Origin of the sequence: uncultured Sphingomonas sp. (genome assembly GCF_934560975.1) — a bacterium.
In the GTDB taxonomy this organism is placed as follows: Bacteria; Pseudomonadota; Alphaproteobacteria; order Sphingomonadales; family Sphingomonadaceae; genus Sphingomonas_I.
This window is the reverse complement of the sequence record NZ_CAKTFO010000004.1, coordinates 1-13424: the sequence shown is the minus strand read 5'-3', so window position 1 is coordinate 13424 and position 13424 is coordinate 1. Positions and strand designations below refer to the sequence as shown.

9 protein-coding genes are annotated in these 13424 nt (G+C 66.8%); 6 read left to right on the top strand and 3 right to left on the bottom strand.

What is annotated here, in order from left to right; all coding sequences use genetic code 11:
* Positions 1 to 84 precede the first annotated feature (84 nt).
* The 3 genes from tyrS to Q0D93_RS04210 are packed head-to-tail and all read left to right on the top strand — an operon-like array spanning position 85 to position 3507.
* Positions 85 to 1314 (top strand): tyrosine--tRNA ligase, encoded by a 1230-nt coding sequence (tyrS, locus tag Q0D93_RS04220; RefSeq protein ID WP_294391878.1) that lies wholly within the window; start codon positions 85 to 87, stop codon positions 1312 to 1314.
* The gene (locus Q0D93_RS04215; protein WP_294391703.1) at positions 1311 to 2201 is read left to right on the top strand and encodes a bestrophin family protein; all 891 of its coding nucleotides are present in this window, start codon (positions 1311 to 1313) and stop codon (positions 2199 to 2201) included. The genes tyrS and Q0D93_RS04215 overlap by 4 nt, the downstream gene beginning before the upstream one ends.
* Positions 2202 to 2229: 28 nt before the next feature.
* A complete protein-coding gene (locus tag Q0D93_RS04210) occupies positions 2230 to 3507 on the top strand; it encodes a hypothetical protein (protein ID WP_294391702.1) in 1278 nt (425 codons plus the stop codon).
* A gap of 22 nt (positions 3508 to 3529) precedes the next feature.
* On the opposite strand, the gene recG is transcribed toward Q0D93_RS04210, so the two are convergent.
* A complete protein-coding gene (gene recG, locus Q0D93_RS04205) occupies positions 3530 to 5593 on the bottom strand; it encodes an ATP-dependent DNA helicase RecG (protein WP_294391701.1) in 2064 nt (687 codons plus the stop codon).
* A 76-nt stretch (positions 5594 to 5669) separates the two neighbouring features.
* Between recG and Q0D93_RS04200 the strand changes: the two genes are divergently transcribed.
* Positions 5670 to 5936 carry a succinate dehydrogenase assembly factor 2 gene (locus tag Q0D93_RS04200; protein ID WP_294391700.1) on the top strand — a complete coding sequence of 89 codons (267 nt, stop codon included), beginning with the start codon at positions 5670 to 5672 and terminating at the stop codon, positions 5934 to 5936.
* A 124-nt stretch (positions 5937 to 6060) separates the two neighbouring features.
* Positions 6061 to 9522, top strand: coding sequence for a transcription-repair coupling factor (gene mfd / locus Q0D93_RS04195; protein ID WP_294391699.1), 3462 nt, complete (start codon positions 6061 to 6063; stop codon positions 9520 to 9522).
* 41 nt (positions 9523 to 9563) lie between these two features.
* Here mfd and Q0D93_RS04190 read toward each other — a convergent pair whose 3' ends face one another.
* On the bottom strand, positions 9564 to 10847 hold the full coding sequence (locus tag Q0D93_RS04190; RefSeq protein ID WP_294391698.1) for an amino acid permease: 1284 nt from the start codon (positions 10845 to 10847) through the stop codon (positions 9564 to 9566).
* A 167-nt stretch (positions 10848 to 11014) separates the two neighbouring features.
* Between Q0D93_RS04190 and Q0D93_RS04185 the strand changes: the two genes are divergently transcribed.
* On the top strand, positions 11015 to 11293 hold the full coding sequence (locus Q0D93_RS04185; RefSeq protein WP_294391697.1) for an XrtV sorting system accessory protein: 279 nt from the start codon (positions 11015 to 11017) through the stop codon (positions 11291 to 11293).
* Between the two features lie 370 nt (positions 11294 to 11663).
* Here the strand turns inward: Q0D93_RS04185 and Q0D93_RS04180 are convergent.
* Positions 11664 to 13424 (bottom strand): SEC-C metal-binding domain-containing protein (locus Q0D93_RS04180; RefSeq protein WP_294391696.1); only part of this gene is annotated, 1761 nt, incomplete at its 5' end.

Genomic DNA, 13424 nt, shown 5'->3' with positions numbered 1-13424 from the left:
CCCCACCCGTCGGGTCACAAGCCCGACCGGGCGGGCGCGTCGCGGATGACGGGCGGCGGATCGCATGCTAGGCGCACCGCCGACATGGCCAGCTATCAGTCCGACCTCCTCCGCCTGCTCGACGAGCGGGGCTACATCCATCAGGTAACCGACGCCCCCGCGCTGGACGCGCTGGCGGTGAAGCAGGTGGTGCCGGGCTATATCGGCTTCGATCCGACCGCGCCGTCCCTCCACGTCGGGTCGCTGGTGCAGATCATGCTGCTCCGCCGCCTGCAACAGAGCGGGCACAAGCCGATCGTCGTTATGGGCGGCGGCACCGGCAAGATCGGCGACCCCAGCTTCAAGGACGAAGCGCGCAAGCTCTTGGGCGAGGATGGAATCAAAGCAAACGTTGCCGCGATCCGCCGCATCTTTGAACGCTTCCTGACTTTCGGCGACGGGCTGAGCGACGCGATCATGGTCGACAATGCCGAATGGCTCGATCAGCTGGAATATATCCCGTTCCTGCGCGACGTGGGCCAGCATTTCTCCGTCAACCGGATGCTGAGCTTCGACAGCGTGAAGCTGCGCCTGGATAGGGAGCAATCGCTGAGCTTCCTGGAATTCAACTACATGATCCTCCAGGCCTATGACTTCCTGGAGCTGTCGCGCCGGGCCGCCTGCCGGCTGCAAATGGGTGGGTCGGACCAGTGGGGCAACATCGTCAACGGGATCGAACTGGCCCGCCGGATGGACGGGACGGAGGTCTATGGCGTGACCACCCCGCTCATCACCACCGCCGATGGCGGCAAGATGGGCAAGACGATGGCGGGCGCGGTGTGGCTGCACGAGGACCAGTTGCCGCATTACGATTACTGGCAATTCTGGCGGAACACCCACGATCAGGACGTGGGCCGTTTCCTGCGCCTGTTCACCGACCTGCCGCTGGACGAGATCCGCCGGCTGGAGGCGCTGCAAGGGGCCGAGATCAACCAGGCCAAGATCGTGCTGGCGACCGAAGCGACGCGCATGTGTCGCGGCGCACCGGCCGCCCTGGACGCGCAGACCACCGCCGAACAGACGTTCGCGCAGGGCGGCGCCGGCGAGGGCCTGCCGCGCGTGCGGGTGAGCGAGGGTACGATCGGCCTTGTCACGGCCCTGACCGTGCTCGGCTTCGTCAGCTCCAACGGCGAGGCCAAGCGCAAGATCGACGAAGGGGCGGTGCGGTTGAACGACCTTCCGATCCGCGACGCCAGTTATGAGATCGTGCTGGATCAGGACGATCCGGTGAAGATCAGCCTCGGCAAGAAGAAGCACGGGCTGCTCAGCCGATGATCCTGCACGTCGTCCCCAATGTCCGCCAGATCGCGACGGAGATCTGGCGCCCGATGAGCATCCTGTTCGTGTGGGATGTGATCGTCACGATCATCTGGTACGTCCTGCCGTTCCGCGCGCCGGGGCTGCCGCTGACCCTGTTCGGGTCGGCCCTGGCGCTTTTCCTGGGGTTTCGCAGCAATTCCGCATACCAAAGATGGTGGGAGGGCCGCATCCTGTGGGGATCGCTGATCAACAATTCGCGCAGCCTGGCCCGCCTGTGCACCGCATTGCTGCGCGGGGACGAGGCGGAGAAGCGCGACCTGCGCCGGACGCTGGTGCTGCGCCAGATCGCCTATGCCCATGCGCTTCGCTGCCGGCTGCGCGGGCACAAGCCCGACCATGACGTCCACCGCTTCCTCTCCTCGGGCGAGGCGGCGCCTAGCCTGTCGCGGTCCAACAGCCCCAACGGGCTGCTGGACGGCAGCGCGCGCCGTATCGCGGATGCGCAGGAGGCGGGCTGGATAGACACCATCCAGCAGGCGGAGTTCGAGCGCGTCCTGTCGGCCATCACCGATGCGCAGGGCGGGATGGAGCGGCTGAAGAACACGCCGCTTCCGAACCAGTATCGTTTTCTTCCGGAGCTGTTCACGCGCCTGCTCTGCATTCTGCTGCCGATCGGCCTGGTGGAAACGCTCGGCTGGGCGACGCCGGTCGGGTCCACGCTGGCGGGCATCATGTTTGTGGCGGCGCTGCGCATCGGGGACGATCTGGTCGATCCGTTCGCCAACACGGTGCACGACCTGCCGCTGGCGGCAATGTGCCGAACGATCGAGATCGACCTCCTGGAGAATATCGGCGATCCGTCACCCGACCCCCTGCCCCCGGTGGGCGGCGTCCTCTGGTAGGCGCGGCGATCCGGGCCTAAACGGGGTCATGCGCCGCTTCCTTCTGCTCACTGCCGCTGCCTTCGCGTCGGCCAGCCCTTCCGTCGCGGCACCGCTCGACGATCTCGCGCTGCGCTACGTCACGCTGTCGCTGGAGGCGGGCGAGCGCGAGCCGGGCTATGTGGATGCCTATTACGGGCCGGCGGCACTGGCGGAGGCGGCCAAGGCGCACCCGCGCGACGTGGCGGCGCTCAGCCATGAGGCAGAGGCACTTGCGGCCGCGCTGACCGCGATCGACCTCGCTAGCCTGGATGCGGACTCACGGCGGCGGCGGACCTTTCTGATCGGGCAGGTCACGGCAGCCCGCACCCGCCTTACGATGATGACGGGCACGCGCCTGCCGTTCGCGGACGAGGCGCAGGGCCTGTTCAGCGTGCGCCCGACCTTGAAGCCGCTGTCGGCCTATGATCCCGTGCTGGCGCGGGCCGAGGCGCTGGTGCCCGGACCGGGTCCGCTGTGGCAGCGGGTCGATGCCTATCAGAACCGCTTCGTCGTCGCCGCCGACAGGCTCGACCCCGTGATGCGCGCGGCGATCGCCGGCTGCCGCGCCCGCACCTTGGCCCACATCGCCCTGCCCAAAGACGAGCGGTTTGAACTGCAATTCGTGACCAAGCAGCCGTGGAGCGGCTACAATTGGTACAAGGGCAATGCCACCAGCCTGATCCAGGTCAACACGGACCTGCCGGTGCGGATCGACCGCGCGGTCGATCTCGGCTGCCATGAAGGCTATCCCGGACACCACGCGCTCAACATGCTGCTGGAGCAGAAATTGGCGAAAGGGCGCGGCTGGATCGAGTTCACCGTCTACCCGCTGTTCAGCCCGCAATCGCTGATCGCGGAAGGTTCGGCCAATTACGGGATCGAGCTGGCTTTTCCTGGGCCCGAAAAGGCGCGGTTCGAGGCTAGGACGCTCTACCCGCTGGCCGCCCTGAACCCGGCGGAGGCGGCCCGCTATGACCGCTTGCTGGACGCGCTGAAGGCACTGGCCGGCGCGCGGATGACGATCGCCGCCGACTATCTCGACGGCAGGATCGACCGCACCGAGGCACTCGCGTTGCTCCAGCGATACCAGTTGGTCAGCCCGGAGCGGGCGGCGCAGTCGCTCAGCTTCACGGAGAAATATCGCAGCTACGTGATCAACTATGGCTTGGGCCAGGACATGGTGCGGGCTCATGTCGAACGTGCAGGCCCCACTGCCGCGATGCGGTGGAAAGCGATGGAGCGGGTCATATCCGAACCGACCGTGCCGGCCGACCTGCTGCCCTGATCCGAACAGTAGAACCGCAGCCTCACCCAGATCGGATCAGAGACACCGCCGCGTCGCGTTGGAACAGATAGAGGGCGGTGCGGGCGGCCGCGCCGCGTTGGCCGGACAGACCGCCGTCCCGGTCCACCAGCAAGCGGGCATCCTGCGTCGCCGTGTCGATCAGCGCGCCGGTATGCTCGGGCGTGGCCAGCTTGAACGCGGCCTCGCCCGACTGGCGGGTGCCCAATATCTCGCCGGCGCCGCGCAGCCGCAGATCCTCTTCCGCAATACGGAAACCGTCATTGGTGTCGCGCAAGAGTGCCAAGCGGGCGCGCGCGGTTTCGCCAAGCTGGCCGGCGGTGCGCAGCAGCAGGCAGATCGATCGCCCCTCGCCCCGCCCGACCCTGCCGCGCAACTGGTGTAGCTGGGCCAGGCCGAAGCGATCGGCATGTTCGATCACCATCAGGGTCGCGTTTGGAACATCGACGCCGACCTCGATCACCGTCGTCGCGACCAGCAGCTTCAGGTCGCCGCGCTGGAAGGCGGCCATGACCGCATCCTTCTCCGGCCCCTTCATCCGGCCATGAACCAGCCCGACCGCATCGCCCAGCCGCGCCTTCAGCGCCGCCGCCCGCTCCTCCGCGGCGGCAAGGTCGCTGGTCTCGCTTTCCTCGACCAGGGGGCAGACCCAATAGGCCTGGTTGCCGCTGGCGAGGTGGCGGGCCACGCCCTCCACCACCTCCACCAGGCGATCGTCGGAGATGACGCGCGTCTCGATCGGCTGGCGGCCGGGCGGCAATTCGTCCAGCCGCGACGAATCCATCTCGCCATAATGGCTGAGCGTCAGGGTGCGCGGGATCGGCGTGGCGGTCATCGCCAGCACATGCGGCGGCTGCTCGGCCTTCTGGGTCAGCAGCATGCGTTGCGCCACGCCGAAGCGGTGCTGCTCGTCCACCACCGCCAATCCGAGCCGCTTATAGGCGACCGTCTCCTGAAAGATGGCATGCGTGCCGATCAGGATGTCGATCGATCCGTCGGCCAACCCCATCAGGGTCGCCTCGCGCCCCCTTCCCTTGTCGCGGCCGGTGAGGATGGCGAGGTTGATCGGCACCCCCGCCAGCAGTCGTGAGAGGTTCTCGAAATGCTGGCGGGCCAATATCTCGGTTGGGGCCAGCAACGCGCCCTGCGATCCCGCCTCCACCGCGACCAGCAGCGCCATCAGCGCCACCAGGGTCTTGCCCGCGCCGACATCGCCCTGCAGCAGCCGCAGCATCGGGGCGGACTGCGCCATGTCGCCTTCGATCTCTGCGATGGCGCGCGATTGGGCGCCGGTCGGGCTGTAGGGCAATTTCAGCGCGGCGCGGAGCCGCCCGTCGCCGTGCAGCGGCACGCCCCGCCGGCTGCGCGACGACTGGCGGACCAGCATCAGCGCCAGCTGGTTGGCGAACAATTCGTCATAGGCCAGCCGCTCGCGCGCCTTGGCGTCGGCCGGGTCGGCGTGGACACGCCCGAGCGCCTCGCGCCAGCTTGGCCATTGACGTTTGGCGAGCAGGCTCGGCTCGATCCATTCCGGCAAGGCGGGCGCGCGCTCCAGCGCCTGGGCCACCAGCGCGCCGAGCCGCTTGCCGGTCAGCCCTTCCGACAAGGCGTAGACTGACTCGCGCGGCGGCAGTGCCTGCGCCTCCTCCGCAGTCATCACGTCGGGATGCACGATCTGGAGCCACTGGTCGTAGCGGTCGAGCTTGCCCGACACCGCCTTGGGCTCGTTCAGCGGCAATTGCTTCTTCGCCCAACCGGAACTGCCGCCGAAGAAGACCAACGCCACCATGTTGCCGGCCGCATCGCGGGCGATGACGCGCCCGGGTGCCCGTGCGCTACCTGACATGCGATATTCTGTCGGTGTCACCGTCACGGTCACGACACGGCCGACGTCGGCCTCGTCCAGCGCGGTCACCGCCTTGCGGTCGATCCAACCGGTGGGAAGATGGAACAGCAGGTCGACCGCCTTGTCCAGGCCCAGCCGGGCCAGCGGCTTGGCAAGTTGCGGGCCGACGCCTTTCAGCGCCTGAACCTCGGCGAACAGCGGATTGAGAATGTCGGGTCGCATGGCTAGATGAGACCAGCCTTAGCCCCTCGATCCCGGCGCCGCCAAGCGGTGGCCGATCATTTGCCGTTGGAGAAACATGGACCGCGACATCCGCCTCAAGCGCCTCCGCTTCCGCGCGTGGCATCGTGGCACCAAGGAGGCCGACCTGATGGTGGGCGGCTTCTTCGACCGTTTCTCGCCCGAATGGGACGACGGGCAGATCGACTGGTTCGAAGCGTTTCTGGAAGAACAGGATGTCGACATCATGGGCTGGGCGATCGGCACCATCCCGGTGCCGGATCGTTGGGCAGGCCCGATGATGGATCGCCTGTGCGTGCTGGATTACGTGCCGATCGAGAAGTGACGGTGTCCGCGCCCTTGCGGAGGCAGGGGCCATATCGCCGGTGTCAGTCTCCGCTGGCGTCGGCGGCGTGGCTGCGGTGAACGCGACAGGTCCCTGCCTCCGCAGGGCGACGATGATCGAGTGAATGGCTGACCTTCAACGCATTCTGAACACGGGCGAGCAACTGACACTGGCGGGTGCGCCCGCGGGCTTCCTGCCATGGCTGATGGCGGATTTGGCGCGTGCGGCGAAGGGCCGCGCGGTATTCATCGCGCCCGACGAAACCGCGATGCGCGCGCTGGCGGACAATGCCCGCTACTTCGCGCCCGAGCTGGAGGTGATCACCTTCCCCGCCTGGGACGTGCTGGCCTATGATCGCGCCTCGCCATCCCTGCGCTCCACCTCCGAACGGCTGGCCGCATTGCACGCGCTCCAGCGCAAGCGCGACACGCCGCAGCTGCTGATCACCACCGTCAACGCCGCCACCCAGCGTACCTTGACCCCGTTCCGCGTCCGCCAGCTGTCCGCCACGCTGGCACCGGGCGAGCGGATCGACCGCGATGCGCTGGCGGAGCTGCTGCACGCCAACGGCTATATGCGGTCCGACACCGTCCACGAGGCGGGCGAATATGCGGTGCGCGGCGGGCTGGTGGACCTGTTTCCCGCCGGCGAGAGCCTGGCGCTGCGGCTCGACTTCTTCGGGGACGAGATCGAGACCGTCCGTCAGTTCAACCCGGAGGATCAGCGCACCACCGCCACGATGGCCGGCTTCACCCTGCTGCCCGCGTCCGAGGCGCTGCTGGATGCGGACGGCATCAAGCGATTCCGCAGCCGCTATCGCGAGAAGTTCGGCGCCACCGCCACCGGCGACCCGCTGTATCAGGCGCTGTCCGAGGGGCGTCGCCTGGCCGGGATGGAGCATTGGCTGCCCTTGCTGGAAGAGCGGCTGGCGACCCTGTTCGACCATCTCTCCGACGATGATCTGATCGTTCGCGATTCGGGCGCGGACGGCGCGGCGGCATCGCGCTTCGAATCCACCACCGATTATTACGAGAATCGCAAGCGCGCCCAGACCAAGGATCCCGGCAGCTACCGCCCGCTGGAGCCGAGCGCGCTCTACCTGACCGAGCGGGAATGGCAGGAAGCGGTGCGTGATCGCCCGATCCACCTGACCACACCATTCCACGAGCCCGAGAGCGATCGTGTGATCGACTTCGGCGTGGACGGCCCGCGCGATTTCACGCCCGAACGCACGCAGAACGCCAACGTCTACGAGGCGGTGGTGGCGCATGTCCGCGAACTCGGCCGGACGAAGCGCAAGGTCGTGCTGGCGAGCTATTCGGCGGGCGCGCGCGAGCGGCTGGCGGGGCTGCTCAACGACCATGGGCTGGATGGCGCGATGCTGGCCGACGACTGGCAGGATGCGCTGGGCAACGCATTCCGGCCGGGCACCACCGCGCTGACGGTGCTGCCGCTCGACCATGGCTTCACCACGCCTGACGTGGCGTTGTTGACCGAGCAGGACATGCTGGGCGACCGGCTGGTGCGGCGGCAGCGGCGGCGCAAGTCGACCGACGCGTTCCTCAACGAACTGGCGACGCTCTCGCCTGGTGACCTGGTGGTCCATCGCGACCACGGCATCGGCAAATATGGCGGGCTGACCCAGGTGCCGGTCAGCAAGGTGGCGCATGATTGCGTCGCGGTGGAATATGCCGGCGGCGACAAACTCTACGTGCCGGTGGAGAATCTGGAAGTCCTGACCCGCTATGGCAGCGAGGAAGGGGCGAGCCTCGATCGTCTCGGCGGCGAGGCGTGGCAGCGGCGCAAGGCCACCATGAAGGAGCGCATCCGCGAGATTGCGGGTGAGCTGATCGCCACCGCCGCGCAGCGTGCTCTGCGCGCGGCCGAGGTGGCGCAGAGCGATACGGCCTACGCCGCCTTCGCCGATCGCTTCCCGTACCAGGAGACGGACGACCAGGATCGCGCGATCGACGATGCGCTGGGCGACCTCTCCGCCGGAAGGCCGATGGACCGGCTGGTCGTGGGTGATGTCGGATTCGGCAAGACCGAGGTGGCGTTGCGCGCGGCGTTCGTCGCGGCGATGGCGGGAATGCAGGTGGCGGTGGTCTGCCCCACTACCCTGCTCGCCCGTCAACATTATACCAACTTCGTGGAACGGATGCGGGGTTTCCCGCTGGAAGTCGGCCGCCTGTCCCGCCTGGTCACCACCGCCGAGGTCAAGCGCACCAAGGAAGGCATGGCCGCCGGCACGATCGACATCGTGGTGGGCACTCACGCCATCCTCGCCAAGGGGATCGACTTCAAGCGGCTGGGGCTGGTCATCGTCGACGAGGAACAGCGTTTCGGCGTCACCCACAAGGAACGGCTGAAGAGCCTGAAGGCGGACGTGCACGTCCTGACGCTGACCGCCACGCCGATCCCGCGCACGCTGCAGATGGCGATGTCGGGCCTGCGCGAATTGTCGGTGATCCAGACGCCGCCGGTCGATCGTCTGGCGGTACGCACCTATGTGGCGCCGTGGGACCCGGTCGTCATCCGTGAGGCCCTGTTGCGCGAACATTATCGCGGCGGGCAGAGCTTCTTCGTGGCGCCGCGCGTCGCCGATTTGCCTGACATCGAGGAGTTCCTGCGCAAGGAAGTGCCGGAGGTCCGCTACGTGGTCGCCCACGGACAAATGGCTGCGAGCGAGGTGGAAGAGCGGATGAGCGCCTTCTACGACAAGAAGTTCGAGGTGCTGGTGTCCACCACCATCATCGAAAGCGGGCTCGACATCCCCTCCGCCAATACGATGATCGTGCATCGCGCGGACCGCTTCGGGTTGGCGCAATTGTACCAGATCCGGGGACGCGTCGGCCGGTCCAAGACGCGCGCCTATGCCTATCTCACCACCCCGCCCAACCGGCTGATCACCGAGACGGCGGAAAAAAGGCTGCACATTCTGCAGAACCTCGACACGCTTGGTGCGGGCTTCCAGCTGGCAAGCCACGATCTCGACATCCGCGGCGCGGGCAACCTGCTGGGCGACGAGCAATCGGGCCACATCAAGGAAGTGGGCTTCGAACTTTACCAGTCGATGCTGGAGGATGCGATCATCGAGGCCAAGGCGGGCGGCCTGGCGGAGGCCGCGCGCAATCGCGAATTCTCGCCGCAAATCTCGGTCGACGCGCCGATCATGATCCCGGACGAATATGTCCCCGATCTCGATCTGCGCATGGGCCTCTACCGCCGCATGAACGAGCTGGAGGACAAGCAGCAGATCGAAGGGTTCGCGGCCGAACTGATCGACCGGTTCGGCCCCCTGCCCGAACCCACGGCCAACCTGCTGAAGGTGATCGAGACCAAGCTGAACGCCAAGAAAGCCTGCGTCGCCAAGCTGGACGTTGGGCCGAAGGGCGCGCTGGTCACCTTCTTCGAGGATAATTTCCCCGATCTGCCGGGATTGTTGGCCTATGTCGATCGGCTGAAGGGCACGGCCAAGCTGCGGCCGGACAGCAAGCTGGTGATCCAACGCAACTGGCCCGACGCGGCGGCTCAGTTGAACGGCGCGCTGCAATTGTCCAAGGGGCTGGCCAAGATCGTCGGCTAGTCCCGATGCGGCAAGGCTGACGGCGGGGGCCGTGCCGCCCGTCAGCGCCGGGGCCGCATGACCGCGTACAGCGCCAGGCTGCTGATCGTCACGGCCACGAAGCCGGCAATCTCCGCCCACTTGGCGATGGCGATCAGCACCACCATGCTCACCATGCCCAACGCTGCGGCGACCGGCAGGACACGGAACGTCAGGGGCTGGCCGAGGATGGCCACGTCGCGCCGCCGGAGCGCGAGCGCGGCGGCACAGGCCAGGAAATACAAGCCCGCGGTCGCCAGGGTGGATAGGATAGCGAGCCGGGTGAAGGTGCCGGTCGCTGCCAGCACGACCGCGATCAGCGAATGGACCCAGATCGCGACATGCGGCGTCGCAAAGCGCGGATGCGTGCGCCCCAGGGCGGCCGGCAGCATTCCATCGCGGGCGAAGGCAAACAGCACGCGCGGCGCGCCCAGAATGTCGCTGCCGATCCAGACGAAGCGCGACAGGATACCGCCCGCCAGCAGGACGAGGCCGAGCGCCGGGCTGATCCGCCGCATCCCGTCCGCCAACGGTTCCGCCGAACCGCCGAGTGCGGGCCCAAGCAGCCCCTGCGCCACCATCTGGATCGCCACATACAGGACCAGCACGAACAGCATCGCCAGGATGGTCGCGCGCGGCACTGTGCGCACCGGATCGGACACTTCTCCGCTGGCACCGAGCGGCGTCTCCATTCCGCAAAAAGCGAACAGGGCCAGGATCATCGCTTCAGCGAAGTGGCCGCCTTGCCCCGCTTCGGTCGCGACCGGAGCATCGTGACCCGCGAGCAGGACGGCACCGCCCACCAGCACGAACACGGCCAGAGGCACCAGCTTGATCAGCGTGCCCCACGCGATCACCGCCGCCGCCAGCCCGGTGCTGCGCACGTTGACCCACGGGATCAGGACGAAGATCACGGCCAGGATCGCCAGCCTTGGACTGATGCCGGACAGTGCCGGGACCAGGATCGCGAGCGCATCGCACAAGGCCGCGGCGATGCCACCGCAGGCCAGTACGCTTGCCAGCCACATATACATGCCGGTGAGAAAGCCCGCGCCCTTGCCGAACGCGGCTTCCACCGTGCCATACGCGCCGCCGCTGGTGGGCACCCGGCTACCGGCTTCGGCGAAGCAGATCACGACCGCGCCCATCACCACCGCCACGGCGAGGTAGGCGAGGGGCGCGAGGCCGCCCGCCGCCGCCGCCATCGCCGCCGGCAGTCCGAAGATGCCCGCGCCGACCACGCCGTTGACGATGCTGCCGGTGAAGCTCCACAACCCGACGCCGCGCGTCAGCCCCTGGTCACGCATGGCCTCTTCCGCAGCCATTCCTGTCGTCGTTCCGGCCATATGCTGCCCCCCCTATTCCGACAAAGGTTGCCGAAGCAGGTGGCGAAGGCAACGCAGAACCTGTTGGGCGATTGATGAACGCCCGCTTGTATGGCAAGCACGCGCCCGCAACAGGGAGGAATAAGCGCGTGGAAACAGTGTACGACTGGGTGACGGTTGCAATTTTTGCCGGCCTGATCGTGCTGTTCTTGCAGCGTTCGTCCGGCGCGGGCGAGCCGCAGGATTCGATATGGCAATATCTTGCCGCCTCCGTGGGCTGCGCGCTCGCCAATTATGTCGGCAACGAAGCTGTCAAGCATGGCGAGAATGGTGCACCGGATTACCTGTTCCACGCTTTGGCCATCGCCATCCTGGCGGCAACAGTCGGGTACGTCTGGTACGCGCTGAAGCCGTTCAAGCGCACCTGACCAAGGAAGCGAGTTCAGGCCGCCCCGTCTGCAGAGCAGCGGCGGCTTCCGTGCTTTCAGGATGACACAAGGCGGAGACGGCTGGCGCAGGAATAGCCAGCCGAGCAGTGGCGATGCCATCTGGTGATGGTGGCGTAGGTCAACCGCGTGGTGTGAGCCATTATGCTCGCCTGACTAGGCTATAGCGATCGACCAGCCTGGCTTAAGCCGTGCTCCCGCGGAGGCCGCGAGCGCAGCGGCCGCAAGGGCGCCGCTCGGAACTCCTGGGCTCCCGCCTTTGCGGGAGCACGGACAGGCTTCGACGTCAGCGGAGCCGTCAACCGCCCGCCATCAGGAGCGGCACAGTCACCGCTCCCGGCCGATCTGCCCGTTACAGCTGGCCGTGGCAGTGCTTGTACTTACGGCCCGATCCGCAGGGGCACGGCGCATTGCGGCTGATGCGGCTTTCCCAGTCGTCCCCCGTCGCTCCTTCCGGCATCGGCAGATCGGGTTGCGGCATCTGTAACGGTGGCAAGCGCGTCGTCACCAGGCCGAGGGACGACGCATCGCGGTCGAACGTGTCGTCGCGGCCGGTCAGCGGATCGATGTGGGTGGTGGTGAAGATGTCCGGCATGCTCGGCATTTCGGGCTGCGCCGGGAAGTTGAAGCGGATGTTGCCGAGCGTGCGGGTCACATCCTCGCGGATCGCACCCAGCATACGCTCGAACAAAGCGAACGCCTCCTGCTTATATTCGTTGATCGGCGTCTTCTGCGCATAAGCACGCAGGTGGATGACCTGACGCAGCGCATCCAAGGTCGCCAGATGCTCCTTCCAGTGATGGTCCAGGGTCTGGAGCAGGACATTCTTCTCGATCCCGGCCCAGCTTTCCTCGCCGATCTCCGCAACCCGTTCGGTCGTGTTGGCGTCGATCATGGCGGAAAGGCGCTCGCCCAGCAGTTCGGGCTCGACCATCTCCTCCCTCAGCCAGTCTGCCACGGGGGGTTCCGTGCCGAGGATGTCGGTCGCGCGGGCCTTCAGCCCCTCCACGTCCCACTGCTCGGGATAGGAACCCGGCGGGCAGGCATCGGCGATGATCGCATTCACCGTTTCCGAGCGCATGTCGGCCACCACATCGTCCACGCTGGCCGCGTCCATGATGTCGGAGCGCTGTTCGTACACCACCTTGCGCTGGTCGTTCATGACGTCGTCATATTCGACCACCTGCTTGCGGATGTCGTAATTGCGCGCCTCCACCTTGCGCTGCGCGGTCTGGATGGCCTTCGCAATCCAGGGGCTGACGATCGCCTCGCCTTCCTCCAGGTTGGAATTGACCATCTTGGAGAACATGGTCTGCGGGCCGAAGATGCGCAGCAGGTCGTCATCCAGGCTGAGGTAGAAGCGGCTGAGCCCCGGATCGCCCTGGCGGCCCGAACGGCCGCGCAGCTGATTGTCGATCCGGCGGCTTTCATGCCGTTCGGTGCCGAGCACGAACAGGCCGCCGCTGGCCAGCACCTGCTCCTTCTCCGCCGTGATTTCGGCCCGGATGCGCGCCGCGGCCGCGTCATGTTCCGGCGTACCCGGCTGGAGTTCGGGATGCTCGGCGGCAAGACGCAGTTCCAGATTGCCGCCCAGCTGGATGTCCGTGCCGCGGCCCGCCATGTTGGTGGCGATCGTGACCGCGTTCAGGCGTCCGGCCTGAGCGACGATCGTGGCCTCCTGCTCGTGATAGCGCGCGTTCAGCACGCTGTGGGCGATCCCTTCGCGCGTGAAATATTCGGACAGGAGTTCGGACTTCTCGATCGACACGGTGCCGACCAGCACCGGCTGGCCACGCTCCTGCGCATCGCGGACGGCGCGGGTGATGGCCGCGAACTTGTCGCCCATATTCTTGTAGAATTCGTCCACATCGTCCTTGCGCTGGACGGGAACGTGGGTCGGGATGGTGACCACGTTCATCTTGTAGATCTGGTAGAATTCGTGCGCCTCGGTGGAGGCCGTGCCGGTCATGCCCGACAGCTTAGGATACATGCGGAAATAGTTCTGGAAGGTTATGGAGGCGAGCGTCTGGTTCTCAGGCTCGATATTCACGCCTTCCTTGGCCTCCACAGCCTGGTGCAGGCCGTCGGACCAGCGGCGGCCGTCCATCATGCG